Source organism: Roseateles sp. GW821-FHT03B02 (assembly GCF_059421025.1).
The window spans coordinates 438,285-459,795 of record NZ_JBWKUV010000002.1 but is presented as its reverse complement, the minus strand read 5'-3'; the positions used below and the strand labels follow the sequence as shown (position 1 = coordinate 459,795).

14 protein-coding genes are annotated in these 21,511 nt (G+C 64.0%); 6 read left to right on the top strand and 8 right to left on the bottom strand.

The features are described 5' to 3' along the window. Nucleotides 1–79 precede the first annotated feature (79 nt). From AC07VX_RS08415 to AC07VX_RS08380, 8 genes are all read right to left on the bottom strand, one after another. Nucleotides 80–1,657: a hypothetical protein gene (locus AC07VX_RS08415; protein WP_373716920.1), complete on the bottom strand. Its 1,578-nt coding sequence runs from the start codon at nt 1,655–1,657 to the stop codon at nt 80–82. A gap of 218 nt (nt 1,658–1,875) precedes the next feature. Next, nucleotides 1,876–2,658, bottom strand: a complete 783-nt coding sequence (locus AC07VX_RS08410) for a S1 family serine peptidase (protein ID WP_373716921.1) — start codon at nt 2,656–2,658, stop codon at nt 1,876–1,878. A gap of 266 nt (nt 2,659–2,924) precedes the next feature. Then, on the bottom strand, nt 2,925–5,180 hold the full coding sequence (gene iteS, locus AC07VX_RS08405) for a S8 family anti-phage peptidase IteS (RefSeq protein WP_493183879.1): 2,256 nt from the start codon (nt 5,178–5,180) through the stop codon (nt 2,925–2,927). 13 nt (nt 5,181–5,193) lie between these two features. Next, nucleotides 5,194–6,357: an anti-phage ATPase IteA gene (iteA, locus tag AC07VX_RS08400; protein ID WP_373716923.1), complete on the bottom strand. Its 1,164-nt coding sequence runs from the start codon at nt 6,355–6,357 to the stop codon at nt 5,194–5,196. 487 nt (nt 6,358–6,844) lie between these two features. Further along, on the bottom strand, nt 6,845–7,873 hold the full coding sequence (locus AC07VX_RS08395) for a DNA-binding protein (RefSeq protein WP_373716924.1): 1,029 nt from the start codon (nt 7,871–7,873) through the stop codon (nt 6,845–6,847). A 389-nt stretch (nt 7,874–8,262) separates the two neighbouring features. Beyond that, nucleotides 8,263–9,321 carry a PepSY-associated TM helix domain-containing protein gene (locus tag AC07VX_RS08390; RefSeq protein ID WP_492688393.1) on the bottom strand — a complete coding sequence of 353 codons (1,059 nt, stop codon included), beginning with the start codon at nt 9,319–9,321 and terminating at the stop codon, nt 8,263–8,265. After that, nucleotides 9,321–11,438, bottom strand: coding sequence for a TonB-dependent receptor (locus tag AC07VX_RS08385; protein WP_493164255.1), 2,118 nt, complete (start codon nt 11,436–11,438; stop codon nt 9,321–9,323). The genes AC07VX_RS08390 and AC07VX_RS08385 overlap by 1 nt, the downstream gene beginning before the upstream one ends. 655 nt (nt 11,439–12,093) lie before the next feature. After that, on the bottom strand, nt 12,094–12,489 hold the full coding sequence (locus AC07VX_RS08380) for a BPSL0761 family protein (protein ID WP_493164254.1): 396 nt from the start codon (nt 12,487–12,489) through the stop codon (nt 12,094–12,096). Nucleotides 12,490–12,800: 311 nt separating this feature from the next. Here AC07VX_RS08380 and AC07VX_RS08375 point away from each other — a divergent pair, with 311 nt between their 5' ends. From AC07VX_RS08375 to AC07VX_RS08350, 6 genes are all read left to right on the top strand, one after another. Beyond that, nucleotides 12,801–13,313: a hypothetical protein gene (locus tag AC07VX_RS08375; protein ID WP_493164253.1), complete on the top strand. Its 513-nt coding sequence runs from the start codon at nt 12,801–12,803 to the stop codon at nt 13,311–13,313. Next, nucleotides 13,301–13,702: a hypothetical protein gene (locus AC07VX_RS08370; protein WP_493164251.1), complete on the top strand. Its 402-nt coding sequence runs from the start codon at nt 13,301–13,303 to the stop codon at nt 13,700–13,702. Before AC07VX_RS08375 ends, AC07VX_RS08370 begins: the two co-directional genes overlap by 13 nt. A 486-nt stretch (nt 13,703–14,188) precedes the next feature. Next, nucleotides 14,189–14,524 (top strand): helix-turn-helix domain-containing protein, encoded by a 336-nt coding sequence (locus AC07VX_RS08365; protein WP_492688386.1) that lies wholly within the window; start codon nt 14,189–14,191, stop codon nt 14,522–14,524. A 405-nt stretch (nt 14,525–14,929) separates the two neighbouring features. After that, nucleotides 14,930–15,901, top strand: a complete 972-nt coding sequence (locus tag AC07VX_RS08360; RefSeq protein WP_492688384.1) for a tyrosine-type recombinase/integrase — start codon at nt 14,930–14,932, stop codon at nt 15,899–15,901. Between the two features lie 41 nt (nt 15,902–15,942). Further along, the gene (gene eruA / locus AC07VX_RS08355) at nt 15,943–19,935 is read left to right on the top strand and encodes an NACHT domain-containing antiphage protein EruA (protein ID WP_493164249.1); all 3,993 of its coding nucleotides are present in this window, start codon (nt 15,943–15,945) and stop codon (nt 19,933–19,935) included. A 104-nt stretch (nt 19,936–20,039) separates the two neighbouring features. Further along, complete coding sequence (locus AC07VX_RS08350; RefSeq protein ID WP_492688381.1) at nt 20,040–21,362, top strand: hypothetical protein; 1,323 nt, start codon at nt 20,040–20,042, stop codon at nt 21,360–21,362. Nucleotides 21,363–21,511: the final 149 nt, after the last annotated feature.

Genomic DNA, 21,511 nt, shown 5'->3' with positions numbered 1-21,511 from the left:
CGTTGCCACAGGTGCGAGGAGGACTGTTTTCTCGCAAGAGGCCCACTGCGCCGCACCGGAATAGCCTCCCCGTCAGCGTTCAAGAGCTGGTGTTGGTCTTGTGCCGGCCGACATGGGCGACCACCGCCTTGCCGGTCGATTCGTCCCAGGCCCAGTGGATCGACAGACAGGAGTCAGCCTGCTTGGCGCCGATGGTGATGTGCGGGGAAATGTCGTAGGTCCGGCCGCCGTCTTTGGCCTCGTACTCGTCGCCATAGCGGTTGCCAGAGGTCTGCGAGACGTCGTCGGCATAGGTGAAGCCCAGCTTCTTGAAGTGGTCCTTCAGAGATCCGACCGACTTCTTGGACTTGAGGCTGTTCTGCCAGACGCCCGCCACTTCATTGATCGCCTGCAGCGCCTGCAACGCACGCTCCGGATGGCGGAAGGGCGAGTCTTCGGCCGAACTGAACGCGCTTTGCAGGAACGTCAGGTGGTCGTTTTCTTCCGCGGCGCGGCGGACCGCGGCTGCGACCGTGACGACCGGCTCGCCCTCTTCAACTGCTTCTGGCCCTGGAGCCGGCTCATCCACCGCCGGCGCTGCATCCCACATGCCAGGCGACGTGAGTGCCGCGATGTTCTCCTCGTGCCGCTTCACCTGCTCGCGCAACGCGTCGTTGTCCGCCTGCGCTGTCTTGAGCCGCTCCTCCATGTCATAGAGGTCGTGAAGCAGCTTGTCGACGTCGGCCGCATCGGCGGCGGGCTGACGCGCCGATTGGCGTTCTTCGCGGTCAGCGAGGCGCCTGAAATCCGTGATTTCCTGCGGTTCTGAGAAGCGAAATGACGCCGCGTTGAAGACTGCGGTGCACAGCTGCCGCTGGGACCGCGCGGCCATCTCGTCCGTCGAAAGCGACTTGGCAAGCCAAAGCGGATGCGCATAGGGCCTTGCGGTCAGCGTGAACCCTGGCCAGTAGATCCGAATCGCCCCGTCAAAGCAGGCCAGCTCACGGCCCACAAGTTCGTCCAGTTTGTAGGCCGCCCACTTGTCGGCCAGTTCATAGACCTTGGCGACGCCGGCGAGGCTCTCTGCCAACGCGCTGCTGTCGATCAGTGGGGCGTCCTGGCGCGTGCGCCGCGAGACCACAACCACCGGGTGCGCTCGCTGTTGGAGCACGAGCTCGGCGACCAAATCGTCGACCTCAGGCGCCTGGATCACTTCGGGCGTCTTGCTGTAGGCGCGGCCAGCGAGGTAGACCGACCTCAGCCGGCTGATGTCTCTCACCAACCGCGGCGAGCCCAGCTTGATGTTGGCTGGCGCGACCTTGAAGCTCAGGCCGGTCACGCACACCTCCAACGCCAAGTCCAGCCGGTCCGCTGTTCGGTACAGCGTCAGGTTGGTGTACCAACCCAAGCTCTTGTCGTACTGGTCCGGATAGCTCCAGCGTAGGTCAATGACGCGTTCGTTCGGCCGCTCGGTCGTTTGCAAGCTGCGGATGACCAGCCGGTGCCCTGCCATAGGCATAGCGTCGATCTCACCTTCGCCGATCGCCGCGACGACGTCATCGACGTTGACGCGAAACCGCGCGTACCAGTCGGTGATCCACCGGCCGACCAAATCCAGCGCCGCGTGGACGTCGTTGGCGTCGTGCACAGACAGCACCGTTGCGTAAACCGTTCTCATGGGCCCTCCCCTGCAGACCGACCTAATTTCGCTGTGTGGTGAGTATCTGGGCCCAGGCCGTGAAAGCGCATTGGGTGGCTACCCTCACCTCAATTGCGACGGCACGCTATGCAGGGAGAAGCCGGGATAACGGGTTCTATCGGATCAAGCAACGGTCCAAGGTTAAGGGCGTGGGTGTGCTCGCACTGCTTGTCCGGGTCGATCGAAGGTTCAGAGCTTCAAGCGTCGTCGTTGGGCATGTCCATCCATGGATCACCAACGGCCGCCACGCTGAGTTCGTGCCTGCGGCTAGACCACGCGTAAAACACCCCTGCCAGAACGACAGCCAGCCGACCGCTTTTGCGTTCGTGCACGAAGCGTAGACACGGTGAGCCGCTCATCCCAGCCAGTGCCGGCGGGTTTGTCACTGCTGGGTTCCATTTTTCTGGTGTCGCCTTGCCCCTGTACTCGAAGGTGCGGACACCTGTTTTCAAGTCAAGGACTGACCCGTGCAGTGCCAACGCCAAGATAGCCCGGTCGGGTCGTTGGCCTTCTCTGAAATCCAGCGAGGCGTTCTTGGATCCTGGATAGCCAAGCAGCATGAAAGAGTCGGTTGGCTCGAACGCATCGCGCGCCATCTCACGCGGGAAGATCGGCAGACCCGGAACGTGCGTGATGCCTTGCTCGATCAAGGCGTTTGAAGGGATGTCCCATCGCGCCAAGTCCAACGTCGGATGCAAGCTGCGCAGCCCGATGTCACCCAGTTTCACACCGGTGGTGTCGACCGTGATGCGACCGTGAGTGTGATCGAATTCTTCAAGCACGTGCCTGGCTGTGTAGAGCCTTGCCCGCGTGGCGTCAGGTGTAGCCACGAAGAACCCGGTGCCGAGAAGCCGCTCTCTGCCTTCATGATGTTCTTTGGGAAGCAGGAAAGACGTCAGGCAATCTTTGTGAAGCTCCGACACGCTGTGAGCCAAGTTTTGGTCCATAGCAGCTGGATGAAGATCTAACAGCGTTTTCATGCGAGCTTGCGTAGGCGTGTGTCATGGGATGGCCGCCACGAATGTATTGGCGGCTGAATCGCCCACTCATGGTGAAAACTCACCAAGCACCCAGCCCCCACCCGGGACTGTGAACTTTGCCGCGCGCCGTGCTGTGCCTTGCGCATCGGCCTGTCCCTACAGTCCTCGCACGAGGCCAACGGCGGGTGCACAAGCTGCTGAGACTCACGGCGGCCCTCGATGCAACGGCAGCGGCTATCGCTGACCTCGCACTCGGAAATCCTTCGCTACGCGAGTGCCTGGATCGGGACCCTCACCGGCAGGTCGTGGCGTACCCAATTGGTTGCCGCCAGGGCCCGCATGCCCTGGGCGTGGATCTCCGTATCGCCGTCAAGCGATCGCAGTGTGCAGAGGATGTAGACGGTCAAGCCCTCTGCCATTGCGGGCTCGAACTCCCGCAAGAACATCCGTGCCTGTAACGCCCACGTATCGCCGGATACGCCATTGGGGAACGACTTTCGGTGCACCTTCACAGGTGCCCACTTGCCGCCATGTTCGACCTGCGCAGCTTCGTATCCATCGGTGCCATCCTCGCCCTTGAGCGGCACCTTGCTGTGGATGCTGTCGCCGTCCAAGGTGCCAAAGCTCAGCTCCACGTTGGCGCGGACATATTCGGCACCCGTGTTGCCGTCCAAGGGAGGCGCGTAGACCGCCGTGATGATGACCTCGCCTCGGAATTTTCCGTCGCGAAGCAGGCCAGATGGGATGGGATACGGTGCCTTGCGCCAGCGTATTGACGGAACCACGCGCGACTCGAAGATCAGCGTGAAGCTGTCCGCCCGGTCGTACAGGGCGGAGGTCACGTCGCGCGGAAGGCCGGTGCCGTAGTAACGCCGCTCCCAGGGCGTGTACGCGGGTGACGACAACTGCGCAGCGTGGATCATGAGAGCTTTGACCAGCGCCGGACTTGCAGTCAGGCCCGTGCCGCCGGCGATGGCTTGCCAGGCATGTGCAGCCATGCTCGCTGCGATCGGCGCTGCAAAGCTGGTTCCGAAGTTGCGGGTCTGCGTGTTGCCTGCCGTCAGCACTGCAACGCTTGAAGCTCCTGTAGCCCAGGGAGCATGCACTCCGCCACCAACGTGAACGATGTCGGGCTTGGGCGTGAAAACCGGCCCTGGCCCGCGCCGGCTGTAGGCCGCCGGTTCACCGGGCTCATTCAATGCGTCGACGGCGCCCGCGTGACAGACCGATCCCACCGTGAGCGCGCGCACCGACTCCCCGGGACAAGACACCTGGTCTTGGAGCGTCGCCAGGCTGGGCCATGTGCGGCGCGGCTCCACGACATAGTTTCCGGCGGCCACGACGAAGAGCACATTGAACTGGTCGCTCAGCTGATCAAGCGCCTGTGCGAACTCGCTGAAGGTCTGTTCGTCGCACCCATGCGGCGAACCTAGAGACAGATTCCATACCCGCACGTCCGGCTTGCCTCGCACCGCCTCTTCGAGGCGTGTGATCAGGTCGCTGACGAAACTGCCGTTCGGGCCGGACTCCAGGCCGCACGCGTCGTACACCAGGGCACCGACGGGTGGCAGGTCCAGGTGACCGCCGTTCATGCGATGAGCACCAGCCACCAGCGATGCCACATGCGTGCCGTGCTCGTGATCAGTGTCCGGCGGGAGGACGAAGGTCGTCCTGCCCACGATCCAAGGCGCCAGGTCAGTTGCAGCAGGCCCGGTTCCCGTGTCGAACACGCCGACGGTCGGCAGCCCCGCGACGGGTGGATCCAAATGAGGCCCCGCCGCGACTGCAACCGCGCTGCCGCCGGTGGCTGCCGGCTGCAACTGCGGCTCCGGCATCAGGCGCCGCAGGCCTGGGAAACTGAGCAGCGCATCGAACTTGTCCTCGCCGAGATTGCTGACGTCCATGAGGCTGGCGTAGAACCAGCCGTGGCGTGACTGTCTGAAAAAGCGGTACTTCAGTCCGAGATGACTCAGCAGGTGACGAATCGCCTGGAACAACTGAGCGTTGGCGGCATCGTTGCCGTAGCGGAAGAAACGCAGCAGTGCGCGGCCGCGTTGCTGGACGGCCAACGTCCCCTCAGGGTTGCGCTGGGCCCGCCCCCAGGATTCGATGCGCTGGATAGCACTCAGGTTGGCGCGAATCTCCTTGATGTCGCGATCAAGAATCACGCTACGCAGCGCGGTGATGCTGCCGCTGTGCGCGCCGACCAGCATTTCTTCGACACGCTCATGCCCAGCGGGCATCAGCCCTGCTTCCTCAACCACCTTGAGTGGGCGGTGGGACTTCGCAATGGCCTCATGCCGCAGGCGAAAGATCAACGGGGCGAGCGAATGCGGGTGGGCCTGCATCTGTGCCGCCAAGCCCTCCGTCGCGCCGTCCAGCGTCGCGGCGAGCGCTTGACGATACGCGGCGTCAACCAGCACAAACTCTTTCTTGGGCCCACCGCCGGGCTGCATCCCTTGCAGATCCTGTCGATCAAACATGATCTGCTGGAATGGATTGTCCGGGCTCGGTTGCGGCACCGGTCGTTGCGGTTCAGCCGGACTGTTTGTCGTCCTCCTCGTGGCCATCTGTACCTCCCTCCTGAGTGATGTTGGTGACGTGACGCGTCGAAACACCGTAGAGCTTGGCCAGCACGCGCAACGAGAAGATCTTGCGATCCCAGCGCCGCAGCCAAGCCATCTCGGCATCCTGAGTGCTCAGCGGCACGCGTTCTATCAGCGCCAGCGTCAGCCCAAGGCGCCGAAACACTTCGTCTTCATCGACCTGGGCCTGACCAGCCAGCACGGCGCTGCGCTTGGAATCCAGACAGACCTGTTCGATGACCGCGCCCGTCAGCCCCTCGGAGCGCGCGACCAAGGTCTTGAAATTGATGTTCGCTGGCGCGTAGGTGTCCAGGAACCGCTGCCAAAGCGTCTCGCGCACCAGTTCGTCGGGAAGGGGCATCGGCAGCCTGAAGCTGAACCGGCGCCAAACCGCGAGATCCAGGAGTTGGTCATGATTGGTCGCTGCCAGCAGGATGGTGCTGTCCGGCAAAGCGTCCATGTTCTGCAACAGCGCGATGACCACTCGCTGCAGCTCGCCCACGTCGCGCTCGTTGCCACGCGCGCCAGCCAGCGCATCGAACTCGTCGAGAAACAGGACACACGGACGCTGCTCCGCATATTCGAAAACGCGCCTCAAATTCCGGCTGGTCTGCCCGAGCAAACTGCTGACCAGCGTGTCGCACCGGACGGTCAGCAGTTGCAGGCCCAGCTGCGCGGCGACCCAGCGTGCCAGCTGGGTCTTGCCGGTCCCTGGAGGACCGTGCATCAGCAGTCGATTCGGCAATGCCGCATTGGCGCGCACCAACGCGTCATGGTGGCGCACGCTGGACAGAAACTCCTGGACTCGCGACTCGATGGCACTAGGCAGGACCAACCCCACGTCCCGCACCTCGGGCTGACTCACGTCGACCGTGTGCAGCCGGCTTTCGCCGTCGACCGGGAGGTTGTTCAACGTGATGCCGTTCTCAGCGCTTTGAGCGGTTGCGAGGGCGGCCGGAGCCCGGGACAGGCGCTCGCGAATCTGACGAGCCTGCTGCCGATTACCAGTCTCTTCAAGCTTGTCAGCGAGGAGACCCGCGTAGTTCGCAGCCATACTCGCATTGGCACGCAAGGCGCCGTCGAGTATCTTGAGAACTTCAGACAGGTGGTCCACTTCGATCCGGTTTTATGAGCTGGCGTCGCAGTTTAGGCGCCCGTTGATCCGTTTTTCACGGTGTTTGCGCCGATTTTTTAGGGATGCGTATCAGGCGGCGCGCCGATGCCGGCCTTCCAGAACCAGCGGCGAGGCACCAGCAACCGTAGAAGCGGACAGCAGCCCTCACCGTCGGTGTAGAGGGTGACCGTGCTCAACGAATGATTAGCGCGATTCCGACATCCGCACTGTTCAATGACTGGATTTCCAGTCGTTGAGGGCAGTTTTCGCTATCAATGACTGGAAATCCAGTCGTTGTCGCCGTGCGCAAAACAACACCGCTTGCCTCCCGGTAGAGGCGTTTGCGCGGGTCGTCATGGGCTCTTGGCTTTGCGCCGCCCTACCCGGCTCACTGCCAATGGGCACCGGCATAGGCGTGAGCTAGACCGCGCAAGCCGCCGCCCGTGTGCCTCCGGCAGAAAGCCGCAACGATCGGCTCGATGACGCATCAGCCACCGGCTGCAGCCTTGACCTTGGCTTTGCCGGCCGGCGAAGGCTGACTGATTCGCGCAAGGAGCTCCTTGACCATGTCGGCCTGGGACTGCGCCGTCGCGGTGGCCCCAGCTAGCAACCGCTCGAGTTCCGCGTTGCGCTGCTCCAGATCGCTGGCCCGAGCACGCAGGGTTTCGTACTGCTGGGCCGCTTGCTGGGCCTGATCACGCAGGTTCGCGGCGAGCTGCGTCTGGACGGCCAGGCGCTCAGCGGCCGACTTGAGCTCACGCAACTGATCGTCGACCTGGCGTCGTTCAGCTCGGGCCGCGGAAAGCTGCGCCAAGGCTTCCGCCTTCTCCTGCAGCGCAGAGCGCAGTTCGGTCTGCTTGGCTGTCAGGGCTTCGACCGCGTTGGCCACCTCCCGCTGCAAGTACTGCAGCTGCTGTTCGTGCTGGCGGGCTTCGCGGTCGCGCTGCTCGCGGGATGCATTGCGGAAATGCTCCAGGGCCTCGCGCGCGTGGGTGTGCTTCTCCTCCAGCGAGGCAACGTGGACCTGGGTGGCCTTGAGCTGTTCCTGGGCGCCTTCCAACTGCGCGCTGAGCTGTGTCGTCACCTGGCCATGTTCTAGGCGCAGCGCGGCCAACTCGGCTTCCACCCGCTGGCGGGCGGTGCGCTCGGCCGACAGCTCGACCTGGCTTCGCTCCGCCTCGGTCCTGCCGGAGCGTGCTTCGCCTCGGGACTTCTCAAGCAGTTCCTTCAGGCCGCGAACCTCTTCGGCATGCCCTGCTCTGAGCGCGTCGAGGCGCTCCTGCGCCTCGAACTCTAGGCGTCCGGCCAGGTTGGTGACGAATGCCAGCAGCTCCTCGCTGACCGACCCCTGAGGCACGCCGGCGCCACCTTCGTCGGCCTCGATGTCCTTCAGGTGGCGAAAGATGGTCGCCTTCGACCCGGTGTTGCCCAGTTCTATGCGGATGGCGTCGATCGACGGGTGCCTACCCGCCTTGATCAGCGCGAGCCTGGCCCGTTGGACTTCGCCCTTCGTCACTCCCGCTCGTGCCATGTCTGCCACCAATTTCGTATGTATTACGTATCGTCAGTATTACGTACCACGAAACAGGGGTCAAGGCGGCAAGAGCTGCGCATTCCTGAGAAGTCTTAATATGTAGTTATTGCATCTGAGCGACCCAAAGCGTAAATGCGACGCCTCGGCCGGGCAAAAAAACGGCCACATCCGATCGGAATTGGGAGCCCAAAGCCAAACAGGCCTTGAAGCGTCCCGAACTGAGGCTGAACTGCCTCGATGGGACTCAGAAGAGCGCGGCTTTTCGGCTTTCGCAGATCGGCTTGCTGGCTCGCTTGCATCGCGGCTATGCAGGATCGTGGGGCAATCACCGACAGCCAATACACGGCTTATGCGGATCAGTTGATGGCGGATCAGCGTCTCAGCCACCACAGCAACAGCCCGGTCATGCCCGTCGCAGCCAAGGCGATACCAAGCACGGCGTTCACCGCCTCAAGCGCGAAGCCGCCGAGTTCGCCTGTGTGCAGCGGGTAGATGACGCTGTTGGCGCTCGCCCCGGGGTCCAGCTCGTTCCAACGGTCGGCCCGCAACACTGCGCCGGTCAGCGGATGCATCCAGACCGAGGTCAGGCCGTTGGGATGCGGGTCGTCGGCCAGCATCAGCCGCACGCGCACCGGCTTGGCCGCACCTGCGGGCAGCGCGATGTAGCCGACGGGCGCGCCGCCGAAGCGGGCCATCGCCGTCGCGACCAGGGCATCCAGCGGGGCGGGCTGCAGGGCCGTGTCGCCGACTTTGATCTTGGGCGGGGTCCGCGGCGTCTGCCCTGCCATCGAGGTCACCGCTTGGGACAGCGGCTTCCAGGCCATGTAGGCCCCGCTGGCAACCGGCACAGCGATCAGCAGGCCGAGCAGAGCGCCGGCGGTGCGGTGCAGGTCGAACAGCCCGCGCAATACGCCGCGATCCAGTGTCAGCGCAAAGGCCTGCTTCCAGCGTTTGGGCCACCACAGCACCAAGCCGCCGATCAACAGCACCAAATAGGCCAAGGCCAGCACGGCCAACAGCGGCTTGCCGGTCTCGTTCAGCAGCAACGAGCTGTGCAGCTCGAAGACGAAGTTGAATAGCCCCTCACGTTCGCCGCGGCGGCCCAGTTCGCGGGCGTCGCGCGGGTCGAGGTAGATGAAGCCTTCCCACGCCTTTCCGCGCACCGTCGCGCGCAGACTCTCACCAGCCTCGCGCGGCGGGCGCAACACGAAGGACGCTTCAGGCCCGAACTCGGCCTGCAAATGCCGGCGGGTGCGCTCCAGCAGGTCCAGCGCGGCCGGGCCGGCCGATACGCTGAATAGCTCGGCGTTGAGCCAACGGTCCAGCGGCTTGAGCACGACCAGGATGCTGCCCAGCAGCGCAACGACGATCAGCGGCAAGGCCAGTGCAAGCGCGAGCCAGCGGTGCAGCTTCAGCCAGAAGCGGCGCATCAGAAGCTGCGCCGCCAGCTGACGGTCAGCGTGCGGCCACGGCCGGCGAAGTAGTCGTCGTTGGTGCCGGCCGGGTTGGCCTGCGAGTAGTAGCCGACGTACTGGCGGTCGAAGAGGTTCTCGATGCCGACGCCGAAATCGCCCCAGGCCGTGCCATGGGTGGCTGCCAGGTCAGCCAACGTGTAGCCATCGAAGTTCTCCTCCAGCCGCGACGTGCCGACCATGCGGCCGGTGTTGATATGGCGCGAGGCCAGCCGCGTGGCCTGCAGGCGCACGTTGCCCTTAGGCGCGAACTGCCAAGCAGCGGCCATCACCAGCTTGTCAGGCCCCTGCGAACGAGCGCCCAGGCTCACGTCCAACGGTGCATCGGGTTGTGTGGCCGTCTTGCCGCGGGTGCGGGCGTAGCTGGCGCTCAGCGTCCAGTCCGCCAGCGGCTTGACCTCGCCGTTGAACTCCAAGCCCTTCACCTGCACCGGCACGCGCAGCACGCCGCCAACACCGGTGGCCGCGTCGACACGGATCTGCGAGCCCAGCTTGGAGCGCGAGTCGTAGACCGAGGCCGAGAAGCTGCCCAAGCGGCCGCGCCAGGCCAGGCCCACCTCGCGGTTGTCGGTGACGACCGGCTCCAGCGAGATCAGCTTGTCCACCGACTGGTTGGCCGTATTGACCGCACGCAGCACCAGGCCGACGTCGGGCACGCCGAAGCCCTCGTTGTAGGCCACGAAGGTGGACCAGCCGCCACCCAGGCGCCAGACCGCGCCCAGGCTCTTGACCCACTGGCTGAAGCTGCGCTCGCCGCCCTGCACGGCGGTGTTCTTGTAAAAGGCCAGCGTCTGGTAGCTGTCGACCTTGAGGTTGGCGCTCTCGCGGCGCGCACCGCCGCGGATGGTCACCGGGCCCAGTTCGTATTCCAGCTGCGCGAACGGTGCGGTGCTGGTGAACTTCAGCGGCGGCACCCACGTGCGGTTGGTCAGTGCCAGGCGCTGCTGGGACGTGTCCTTCAGCCAGTCCAGGCCGGCGGTGAGCTCCAGGCCTTCGACGAAGAGGTCGGGCCGCACCCAACTCAGCTTGACGCCGGCCTTGTCGGCGACCACCTCGGACTGGTCGATGAGCTGGCCCTGCGGCGCGATGCGGGTGTCCTGGAAGGTGGTCGCAGCTGTCGCGCCGTAGAGGGCGGCGAAGTCCTGCTTGTAGACCTGGGCGCGCGCCTGGCCGCCGGCCAGATCGGCGTGGCTCCAGTCCAGCGAGACCGTGCGCACGTCGTTGCGCGGCGGGCTGCCCGGCGGCGTGCCAGGCGTGGCGCCGGTGAGCTGGCCGGTGGCGCGGTTGCCGGGCACCGGCTTCCAGTCGCCATCGCCTTCGAGGCGGAACTTGTTGAACGAGAACTGCAGGCGCTGGGCGCCGAAGTCGTGGCCCAGCTTCAGGAAGATGTCGTCGGCGCGCGAGTCCTGCGTGTCGCCCTGCACGGCCTCCAGGCCGAGGCGGCGGCCGTCGCCGTCCACGCCCACGCCGCGCAGCGTCGCGCCGACGTGCAGCAGCGCGTCGAAGTTGCCCTTGTGCTCCAGCGTGTAGGCGGCCTTCCACAGCGCGTCGTCGCTGTGGCCCTGGGTGCCGTACTTCAGCTCGACGCGCTGGCGGGTGCCGGTTTCGCGCGGTGTCTTGGAGATGAAGTTGATGATGCCGCCGGTGGCGCCGAGGCCCTGGGCGGCGGAGGCGCCGGAAATGACTTCGATGCGCTCGATCAGCGAAGGGTCAGCGAAATACCCCTCGCGGGCGCCGTTGCGCAGCGGGTTGCTCTGCGGCACGCCGTCGAACAGCAGCAGCGCCGTGCGTCCGCGCATGGATTCACCGAAGCTGGTCATCTTCTGGCGCGACGGTGCATAGGAGGGCGCCAGCACGGACAACACCGCGCTCAGGTCCTCGGCGACCAGGGTTTGCGTCTCGATCTCCTGGGCGGTGATGACCGATACCGCGCCGGGAATCTTGTCGATGGCCTTGGTGCCGCGGGTGGCGGTAACGACGACGCGCTGCAGTTGCGGGTCGGCGGGCTGCTGGGCGACGGCGGGAAGCACAGAGAACAGAGCAAGGGCGAGCGGGCTGAAGCGCAGGGAGGTCACGGTTTGGATTTCGAAAGTGGGGGGCACTGCCGGAGGAGCGCTCGGCTCGATACAACGCAATGTTAATTCATAATGCGAATCAATCTCATTTGCATGTTTCGCGTCCCCCGATTGCCGCGATGTACTCCGGCCATTTACGTGTGGAATGGCCGCGGCCCGGGACACGGTGACCGTTGGCCGGCAGCGTTCCGTGCAGGATCCTGGGGTTCAACGGCTTGGGGTGATGCCTGGGCCTGGGGAGCCGCTACGTTTGCCCGTCGCCTGATGACCTGGTCGGCCGTGCGCCGCCGCTGAGCCGCCCTGCCGGCGCAATCCGCACTTGGTCCTGCCTGCAGAGTGGGGAGCTGCTTGGTCTGCACGCTCCTCATGCGCTGCTAGCCTGACAGGCCTGCCGCCGATCTGCCGCAGACCCTGGCGCACGCCGCTGCCTCCGCGTGCAAGCTGCCCAGCCTGGACCGCATTCGTCCGCCTGCTTCCTAGCCGAGCCCGTCTTCGTGCCCGCCACCAAGCTCCAGTGCGCGGATGCCGCTGGAGCGAGGCCCGGCATTGGTCAAGAGCAGTTGGATATCTGGCAAGCCAGCGGAACTCGAACCTGCGCTGCGGTGCTCGCGTCGCGCATGCCAACTGCACGGATTCCGCCGGCAAGCAACAACTGTCAGTCCTTCAACTCTTGTCGAAAGGCACGCAAGGGGTCCAAGAACGAGGGCGCCCATCTTTCGGACCCTGCACTCCCCTCAGGAAGCCATCTCGCTTCAGGGAAATGTCGCTCCGCAAAATGCGCCCACCTCCGCAGTGGGTCGTCGACCGGAAGTGTGCTCTGCAGGACCACCAACATGAGCCGCCCAGCTGCAAACGCCACGCCCCACGCCGCCGTGGGAATATGAGTCGCGCCTTCCAACCAGACGGTGATGTCCGTCTCGTGCGGGAAGCCCTTGAGCGCAGCCTGCGCGCCGCGCCTGAGATCCATAGACAGACGCTGCTCTTGCGTCACGGTCTCGAGTAGCTCGCGCGTTTCGCGTAACGATCGCAAATATTCTTCTTGTGTCGACATCACACCGATTTTCGGGAGTCGCATGCTCGCCGCTTCCGGACGCGGCTTTTTCCAATATCGCACCCCGAAGTTTGAATTCCGATTCGGCATGCCAACGGAACAGTGCTACCTCGTGGCGGCACACGCGCGGCGTGGAGCTTTACCCAAGAAGCTAGCGCAGATCAGGCGGTATTCCGAATTTGAATGTTTGCCCGATCGCACCACGGTGGCACTGCACACCAGTCCTTGGTGTTTCAAAGGCGGTGTCAGAACATTTGGACATCGCTACCAACCTCGCAGCGCCCACCCATCGCCTCTGCGCACGAGCTTTCATGTTCATCACCTATCCACCCTATGAGTTCCCCATCCCACAAGGCCTGGCCCACCCCGACGCGCGCTATTGGCGTGTAGTGGAGCTGTCTCTGCACGCCCCGTGGTTCCTTCTGTCGGTTGAGGTGCCTGACGGCGAGGCCGGGATGAGCTTCGTGCGCACCATGATCTTCGCCTGGGAGAGCGACCTCATCAGCTTCATACCCACCGTGGACGCTCGGGAGATCACAGGTTTGGTGTGCATGGTTCCCGGCTGGAAAGCGCCATGTGGCCAATGGACGTCCCGAGAAGTTCGCGAGGTCTGGCTCGCCAGTGCTGAAGATGGACAGCAGTTCCTGCAACTGATCGACACCGATGGTCAAGCGCTAGATGTAGGCCTGCCGACTGAACCGGATACCGCAGTCTCTGATCGTGAATTGCTGCTGAAATTCAAGCCGCGCCGCCGGCGGCAGCCCGCTGCCCGGCAACTCAGGAAGTCCGCGCGACCAGGCGCAAAGCATGCATGGCCAGCGTGATCTCTGACGGCATGATCTTCTTCGTGAATGAGCGTGATGCCCCGCCTGTAGATGACCAGGCGACAGTGGACGTTCTGTCGTGGCGCCTCTTTCAGGCGCCCGCCGGCGCTCTTCACTTGATGACGTACCGCGATGGACAAACTGTTCGGGTCACGTCGCCCGTCAGCGCCGTGGACCTGAAGCGACGCACCCTAGCTACATCGTCGGGCCGCCTTTACAAGCTCCTTGCTTCGCCCGAAGAGGACCGTATGGCCGTCGCGCTGCTGCGCGCCAACGCCATCCGAGTAGGACTCCTGGGAGCCATTGACGTGAGCGACGACGCCTGGACAGAGTTTCTCGGCCATGTCGTCGCCCGTTCGCTTTTCCGCAGCAGCGCCGGGCTTCAGTAGCTACTTTCGTGTGTAGTAGCTACTTCAACACCATGCAGGACGCACGGCAAGAACCGTCCTCGCGAGGGCTACACCGCGCAGTAGCAGTTCTTGCCTGCGCGGTTGGCGCGAAATCGAAGCTCGGTTCGCGGGCTGATTGATCGAGCGAGCATTCGGTTTCGACGACGAACGGCCGATCGAGATGGCCAGTGAGCCTGCGGCCTCTCGCCGCTGAGACGATGCCTTTCGGCGTTCAGGCGCACGGGGGTCGCGCCATCGTCGACAACGGACGGCTGATGCCGCTCGAGCTCAGGCGGTCTCTGCACAAACGTACACTCAATCGCACTCACACTAATTCATACAGTGTAGCGGATGGACGGACCCATGCCTCAGACGGCCGAAGCACTTCCCAACCAGCGGCGCAGATCGCCGAGCACGGCGTTGGGAGATGAATTCCCTTTCCGAATATTCCGGACGGTCGCGTAGCGTGTCGCCCGAAAGGTTCTCATGGGCAAGACTCTCCACAGCCGACACAACACCATCTTCCTGGACATGCTCAGGGGCCTGCGCGAGCGGAAGCGGCTGCGGCAGACCGACCTTGCCGTCCTGCTGGGCAAGAGTCAGGCAACGGTCAGCAAGGTCGAGCGAGGCGAGCGGCGCCTCGACGTCATTCAGTTGAGAGACTGGATAGCTGCGCTGGACATCAGCTTCTTGAGATTTGTTCGAACGCTGGACGCAGAGCTGCGCTCCCACGGGATCACCGATCCGCGCATGCGCCAAAGAACGCGTCGACGCCAACTTCGAGCCGGCACAACGCGACGGCGCCCCCGGAGCGATGAGTAGTCCCTCCAATTGAGGAGTCTGCGCGGACGCGGTCAACCTCTCGGTGGTCACACAGAGGATTGAGACCGGCGCGGCGCTGGCTGCGCGCAAAGGCCAAAAAGGGTCGCTTGGGATGGTCACGTGCGCCACCAAATTGACGCGCATCGCGCCGACTTCCTCGGCGAGACTAGAAAGCCGGCGTAGACAACATGCGGGGGATCGCCTGAACGCGAGCGGTTGACCTCCGCGCAAATGCAGCGGCAGTGCATATACTGTGCTTTTGTACAGCGCGAGTGCGACTTGCGCGCACCAGTGGCGAGATGCCCATCCGCGCAGACCAGCGGGCTGAGCAACTCTGGCACTGCCGAGGCAGCATCGGAGGCCGTGTGTCGATCGCAGGAGCACCATCAGACAGAATTCCGATCTATGCCCGCGAAGGTCGAAGACTATGTGCTTGCCGCTGACCGTGAGAACACGGTTCGGAGCTATGCCAGTGCCCTCAAAAACTTCGAGGAAGTCTGGAAGGGCCTGCTGCCCAGCACGAGCGACACCGTAGCCCGCTACCTGGCCGAGCACGCGACCACCTACCGACTCAGCACGTTACGGCTGCACATCGCCGCGCTGTCCCGGTGGCATGCGGACAACGGGTTCCCCGACCCAACGCGGGCGCCACTCGTCCACAAGGTGCTCCGCGGCATCCGCTCCAAGCATGCGACGGCTCAACGACGCGCCAGACCGCTGCTGCTGGATGTTCTTGAGGACGTCTCCAACTGGCTGCTGGCTGCCCAGGCAGCTGCGCGCCAGCAGGGGAACCGCACCAAGGAGCTGCGCCTAAGCCGGGACCGCGCGCTGGTGCTGCTCGGCTTCTGGCGAGCCTTTCGGTCAGACGAGCTTGCCAGCATGCGGATTTCGGAAGTGCAAGCCGTGCGGGGTCAAGGACTGACTTGCCGGCCAGGCCGGACCAAGACGACCGACGAGGACGAAGACCGGAGCTTCTACTGCCCTGCCCTTTCGAGGCTGTGCCCGGTCGACGCCTACATCGATTGGATCGAGCTCAGTGGCCGCACGTCCGGGCCGGTGTTCCCCGGCATCGACCGCTGGGGCAACATCTCCGCCGCTCACATGGCGAGCCAAGCCATCCTTCCGTTGCTTCGTCGCATCCTCGCTGAGGCCGGGACTGCCGAGGCCGCCACCTATTCGAGTCATTCCCTGCGGCGAGGTTTCGCGGGCTGGGCCAGCGCCAATGGATGGGAGTTGAAGGAGCTGATGGAGCACGTTGGGTGGCGCGACGCCAGCTCGGCGCTGCGCTACATCGACGTGCCTCGTGATGCCGTGAAGGCTAAGTTCGAGCGTGGCCTTTCCAACAGCAGCCCAGGGGCTGCCGGCACGCAGGGGTGATGGCCCCCTGACGATTACCCCCCAACGAGCCCCTGCATCAGATGCCGCAATTGACCCTCCCTCGAAAGCTCTGGCATGAGTCCACGGATGGAGCGGTGACCGTTGAACAAGCCGCTTTGCCGTCCCGAACAGACTCGTTCGTCGTTCTGGGTGAGGCAGGCATGGGCAAGACCGAGCTGCTCAGCTGGTTGGGACAGCAGCCGGGCCATGTCTACTGCACCGCGCGCAAGTTGAACAACACCCGGCTGGATGCGGCTCGATTGCTTGGCGACGCCACGACGGTGGTCATTGATGCCCTCGACGAGCTCAGCGTCCAGGGAGACGGGGACGCCGTTGACCTCGTTCTTCAGCGGCTCGGTGACTTGGGATACCCACGGTTCGTGCTGTCGTGCCGCGTAGCGGACTGGCGCAACGCAACCGCCGTTGCCGCGATCCATGAGGTCTACGCAGAGCCCGAAGTGTCGGTGATGCACATGTGCGCCTTCGACGATGACGAGGTCCTTGCCATCTTGACCGGCAAGCTCGGCACCGAAGCCGCCGCGGTCGCTGTCGTCGAGCACTTCGAAGGCGTCGGACTGGGCGGGCTCCTGGCCAACCCTCAAACGCTGGAGATGATCGCCAGTGTCGCCAAGGCGGGTCCGCTTCCCAACACCAAGGAGGCCCTCTTCCGGCGCGCCGCAGATGTGCTGCGCTTTGAACACCGCGATGAAAAGATCGAACGCCAGCCGAGCATGGAGGCAGCGTTGGATGCCGCCGGCGCTGCATTCGCGGCCTTGATCCTGACCGGCAGCGACGCTGTGACGGTGGCCACGGCCAACTCGGAAGATGGAGAAATAGCGTTTGCGGAGGCGGCGGCGCTGCCCATGGCCTCGGAGTTGCGGCCGGTCTTGGGCACCCGGCTTTTCGCCACAGTTGGCGCGGCGAGTCGTTTCAGCTACTGCCACCGGCGCATCGGGGAATATCTCGGCGCGCGGTGGCTGGCGAAGCAATGCTCCACGGTGATGAAGCGCAAGCGCTTGCTGGCCCTTTTCCACTCGCATGACGTCGTGCCGTCGTCGCTTCGAGGCCTTCACGCCTGGCTGGCCACCCATCACGGTGACCTGGCCGCTGAGGTCATCGGCAAAGATCCCATGGGCGTCATCGAATACGGCGACGCTGATTCCCTGGATCGAGCCCAGGCCGGTCTGCTGCTGGATGCGTTGGAACAGGCTGCACGGGAAGACCCCAACTTCCTCAAAGGGCCTTGGCAACGGTTCACGATATCCAGCGTGGCGCAGCCGTTCCATCTAGATCGGGTGCTTGGCCTGGTCAGCCAGAGGAGCACCCCGCTGCGGTTGCGCATGCTGCTGCTCGGCGCCGTCCGGTGCTCCGGTATTGCCGATCCGCTGTTCGATGCCTGCATGCACATCGCAATCGACCCACAGGAGGCCTTCGCCGTCCGATCTCGCGTCTGCGACGTGCTGATCGATTCCTCGCGCACGAACCTCCCTGAACTTGTTCAAGCGCTGCGAAGTGCCGGAGATGACGGCGTGCGGCTTGCTCTGGACGTCGTCGAGGAAAAGGGCTTCGGGCCGTTCAGTGATGCGGACATCGCGCAGTTGGTCGTCAGCCACGCACAGCGCAACGACAGGACCATCGGCTTGTTTTCGAAGATGGTCCGGATCGCTCCCGACGCACGCGTCAGCGGCATCCTGGATGAGCTGGCCAAGCTGTTGGCGCCTCCGAGCAGCCGGTTCGAGCGGGCTGGCAATCACGAGCTGACCGACCTTGCGTATAGGCTTATCGCCAGGCGGCTTGCATGGCAACCGGTTGAGGCTTTGGATTTGTGGAGGTGGCTCAAGCCTTTTCACACCGACACGTATTACGGTGGCTCAGAACGGGTAAGGGTGCATGAATTCATCAAGAACCGCCCTGACCTCCGCCGCCCCATTCAGCGCCTGGTGCTGCTTGAAGAGCCAGGTCCGAAGACGATCTATCAGCGAGGGTGGCGCCTCGAAAGCCGCTCCAGCGGCTACGGCTACACCGACGACGACATCGTGGCTCTTCTTGAGAGCTTGGACCCGACAAACCGGTCTGACAAGCGCTGGCGCGATCTGCTGACGCTGGTGCGCCACTCCGACAGCGCGGGCAAGGGCCCGCGTGACGCAGCCAAACGCTTCGTGCAGAACCGGCCCGACATGCAGGCTTGGATCGACCGGTTGGCTGAACCCCGGACGCCTGAATGGGAGATCAAGCAAGAGCAGGAGAAACGCAGGCGCGCCGCAAAACAGGCCGTTCAATGGCAGCAGCATCGTGCGACTTTCGGCAAGAAGCTGACCGCCATCGCAAGCGGGCAACTTCAACCCATGATCGACCTGTCGAGCGCCTACCTCGACAAGTTTCACGATCTGAACCATGACGCGACGCCGGTCGAGCGCCTCACCCAGTGGCTGGGCCCCCAAATCACCGCGGCCGCTTTGGAAGGATTTGAGGCCTTCCTCCACAACGGTACCGCCCTGAGCCCGGCCACCATGGCCGCCAGCCATGCCGAGTCCAAGCGGTGGCAAACGGGCGCCATCATCGTCGCGGCCATCGCCGAGCGGCTGCGCACCGGACGCGGGTTCGATGGGATCAGCGACGAGAGGATTGCCGCTTGCTTCCTGGAATTGCGGGACACGCGGATCGACGACCACGCCAAGCTGCCGACGCTGCAAGACGCCGTCGAAGCCGAGGCGAAGTCACGAGGTCTCGTCGCGCCGACGTTGGCGATATGGATCCGCCCCCAGCTGGAGGCACGGCGCAGCTACGTGTCTGAACTCCACTCCATGGTCTGGGACGACCTGTCGGATCAGCAGGCGGCTGATCAGTCCCTTCAGTGGCTCCAAGAGATACCTGACATGGCCGGGGAGCCCGAGGCCACGCTCATCGACCGTCTCATCGCATCCCGTAGGTTCACAGCGCTGATCTCGCTGGCCCAAGCGCGGCTGAAACAGCAGCTGAGCGATGAGCGTCGACGAAACTGGCAGGCCGTGCAGTTCGTCGCCAACTTCGACTCGTACCAGTCCCAACTGTCAGGCTGGGCCAGAGCCGACGCCGAACTGATCATGGCGGTTCGCAGCCGATCTGCCAGCAGCCGAAACCGCCGGTTCAGCGTTGCGCTTTCGCCGGCTCAGCTCACGTGGCTGCTCGCTACTTTCCGGGGTGTCTTCCCCCATGGGCGTAGGGGGAGCGACACCGGCGACGACACCCGCGCGCCGGCGTCCGAGTTCCTGTCCGACGTGGCGGACCGGTTGGCAGAGATGACATCTGACGAAGCGATATCCGGATTGACCGCACTTCGCAATGCGCCCGAGGACAGCCACACGGAATACCTCAAGGTGCTGGCGGCCGAGCAGCGAACAAAAGCCACGGAAGAGCGATACCGCCCACCCACGCTCGCCAGCGTAGGAGCCATCGTGCGTGCCCAGCCGCCGTCCACGGTGGCAGACCTGCAATCGACCGTGCTCTGCCTTCTCGAAGAGGTGCAAGCGCGGGTTCGCTCGGACCCGGCCGATTCATGGCGGGGTTTCTACGGTCCGACGGGTCCACACAACGAAGAAATCTGTCGTGACTACTTGCTGGTCATGCTGGGCCCCAGGCCCGAGTCAATTCAAATGTTGCCGGAGGGGCACCTGGCGAACGACAAGCGTGCCGACATCATCGGGATCCTGGCCGGTATGCGGCTTCCCGTCGAGATCAAGGGGCAGTGGCATGCCGACGTCTGGACCGCCGCCGACTCCCAGCTCGACAGGCTCTACACCGCTGACTACGCGGCCGAGCGCCGCGGCATTTACCTGGTCCTCTGGTTCGGCCGTCAGGTCCTGAAATCCAAGCTGCCGAGATCATCGGGACGCGGCAAAAGAGCCCCCACCAGCCCCGAAGAGTTCCGCACCAAGCTCATTGCGTCCAGTCGATCTGCACAGGAGGGACGGGTGGTCGTCGTCGTGCTGGACCTCGAGCGCACATCGATCACCCGCTTGCTGCCGCATGCTCATGCCGCGACGGCGCAGCCCTGATCCCTGGTCTCGAGCCTCAGCAGTTTGAGGGTTGCAGCCCCCACTTATGCGTAGCAAGCTTTGTCGCTAACCTATCGACGACAAGACCATCCAGGGGAGCCATCATGCCGTCACGCTTCGACGTGTTCATCGCTGGGGGATTCCCCACGCATACCTACGTCCATCGTCGGTTCACCGACCCGGTGTCAAAGCGTTTGCGGGACCCGGAGAACGAGATCACCGAGGCCTTCAACAGGCCCGGCATGATCGTCCAGGTATCGGGCCCCTCCAAGTCGGGCAAGACCGTTGCCTTGCACCGCATGATCCCCGAGGCCCAGTTCGTGAAAGTGCCTGGATCCTCGCTATACAGCGAGGAGTCGCTGTGGCGGATCGTGTCCGCAAAGCTGGAAGTTCGGGTAGACCGCAAGGCCACCACCCAAACGACGATGGAAAAAGGCGCCGAGGTCGAAGGCGAAGTCGGTCTCGAACTGGGCGTCGTGAGCCTGGGCGGCAAGATCGGCGGCTCCGGAAAGACCTCCCAAGAGCGATCGTTTGAGCACGCCATCGAAGACGACCTCTTCGGTGCGGCGACCGACGAGTTGCTGCGCAAGGGGCGGTTCTTGTTCATCGACGACTTCCACACCATCCCTTCGACCATGAAGAGGTATGTGGCGGCTCAGCTCAAGGCCGCGGCGGAAAAGAACGTCAAGATCGTGCTGGCCGAGGTGCCGCACATGGCCGACGATCCGATCGCCAATCTGCCCGACCTGTCCGGCCGCATCGAGCGTATCGAGTTCAGTTACTGGTCCGCCGAGGACCTGGTATCGATTGCTATGAAGGGCTTCGAGAAGCTGAACGTGATCATCAACGAATCCGCGCTGCTCGCGATTGCAGACGAGTCAGCCGGCAGTCCGCAGCTCATGCAGCGTCTGTGCCTGGATCTGTGCAAGGAGCTGGAGATCAGCGAGGCTCGACCCGCCCCGGAACGCTTCCAGGTTCGGCTGGACCAGCTCAATGCGGTGTTCGGCACAACGATCCGGTCCGTGGACTACAGCGCCAGCATCTACTTGCTCGAGAACACGCCCAAGCCTGCGGCGCCCAGGGTCTTCCGCGCCAAGGGCGAGGGAACCCTGACGATGAACGAGCTGGCCGTTGCCACACTCTGTTTGAGCCCGCCGAGGATCAACATTCCCTTCGTGGCACAGCGCGACTCATTGGAAGAACGTGCCGCGCGGCTCGTTGCCGATGACAAGGGTCCAGATCGTGAGCTACTGGCAGAGACATTCAGCCTGATGACCGAGGTCGCCCAGAACAAGTCCTTCAAGATTCCCACGCTGGACTTCAAGCCTCACCGCGGCGTGACCATCCTGGACCCATATTTCTTGTACTCGTTGCGGTGGAGCGGCCGGTACTACGACTTGCGGATGATCGTCGACCAGAGCCGGTGAAGTGATAGTTAGGTCACACCTGAGCGCTGCAGCGACGGCACCGATGTAACAGCCGCTTCACCTTCCTCACGAGGCCGCCTATGCTGGGTTCTGGCTCGGGAGGCTTCATGACACCCAGTCCGTTGCTACAAGCGAATCGGCGCGTCTTG

Excerpts from the sequence above, each read along its gene's own strand:
- AC07VX_RS08415 (WP_373716920.1), bottom strand. The coding sequence starts at position 1,657 with ATGAGAACGGTTTACGCAACGGTGCTGTCTGTGCACGACGCCAACGAC.
- AC07VX_RS08410 (WP_373716921.1), bottom strand. The coding sequence starts at position 2,658 with ATGAAAACGCTGTTAGATCTTCATCCAGCTGCTATGGACCAAAACTTG.
- AC07VX_RS08390 (WP_492688393.1), bottom strand. The coding sequence starts at position 9,321 with ATGCGCCGCTTCTGGCTGAAGCTGCACCGCTGGCTCGCGCTTGCACTG.
- AC07VX_RS08380 (WP_493164254.1), bottom strand. The coding sequence starts at position 12,489 with ATGTCGACACAAGAAGAATATTTGCGATCGTTACGCGAAACGCGCGAG.
- AC07VX_RS08375 (WP_493164253.1), top strand. The coding sequence starts at position 12,801 with ATGTTCATCACCTATCCACCCTATGAGTTCCCCATCCCACAAGGCCTG.
- AC07VX_RS08370 (WP_493164251.1), top strand. The coding sequence starts at position 13,301 with ATGGCCAGCGTGATCTCTGACGGCATGATCTTCTTCGTGAATGAGCGT.
- AC07VX_RS08365 (WP_492688386.1), top strand. The coding sequence starts at position 14,189 with ATGGGCAAGACTCTCCACAGCCGACACAACACCATCTTCCTGGACATG.
- AC07VX_RS08360 (WP_492688384.1), top strand. The coding sequence starts at position 14,930 with ATGCCCGCGAAGGTCGAAGACTATGTGCTTGCCGCTGACCGTGAGAAC.
- eruA (WP_493164249.1), top strand. The coding sequence starts at position 15,943 with ATGCCGCAATTGACCCTCCCTCGAAAGCTCTGGCATGAGTCCACGGAT.
- AC07VX_RS08350 (WP_492688381.1), top strand. The coding sequence starts at position 20,040 with ATGCCGTCACGCTTCGACGTGTTCATCGCTGGGGGATTCCCCACGCAT.